Annotated in this window: 2 protein-coding genes; both read right to left on the bottom strand. The window is 37.9% G+C overall.

Features of this window, described 5'->3' with window-relative positions; genetic code table 11:
* Positions 1–165, bottom strand: a 165-nt coding sequence (gene yidD, locus A3761_RS25330; RefSeq protein WP_082870125.1) for a membrane protein insertion efficiency factor YidD, incomplete at its 3' end; no start/stop codon positions are given.
* Positions 166–217: 52 nt separating this feature from the next.
* Positions 218–541 (bottom strand): ribonuclease P protein component (gene rnpA / locus A3761_RS00165; RefSeq protein WP_082870124.1); only part of this gene is annotated, 324 nt, incomplete at its 5' end.

Genomic DNA, 541 nt, shown 5'->3' with positions numbered 1-541 from the left:
TAACACACGATGTACTGCAAGAAAGCTTCCTTTAAATATACCGTGAATTTTTACAGCTTCGAGGGCATATTCAGAGCATGTTGGATAATATCGACAAGAAGGGCCGAGTATAGGACTAATACAGAGTTGATAAGCGCGAATTAGACCAATGATAACTTTTCTCATCATGGTTCTCAGCAAAATTATGTCCTTACTAACACTTTTCAGCAGTCAGTAGTTACGAAGTCCGAGCTGACTTAGTCTTCTTATCAGACTTATTTTGAGATGTTTTACGAACTAACTTACGCCACAGATAGTCTAGTTCTTGAGTGCATTCTTTGCTGCTAGATAAATCAGCACCTTTCTTTGCAAGAACAATAATATCAAGGTTTGGAAGCGAACTACGCTTAGTCCGAAACGATTCTCGTAATAAGCGTTTAATTCGGTTCCGTTGTACAGCGAGTTTTACGTTCTTTTTAGCAACGATTATTCCGAGTCTGCTATCTGAGTTATTCAGGTTTCTAGTCAACATCAAATAATGTTTACTGGAAACTCGTATATC

It is taken from the genome of Oleiphilus sp. HI0123 (assembly GCF_001635315.1).
Note: the sequence above shows the minus strand (reverse complement) of the source record. Positions and strands in the feature narration are given on the sequence as shown.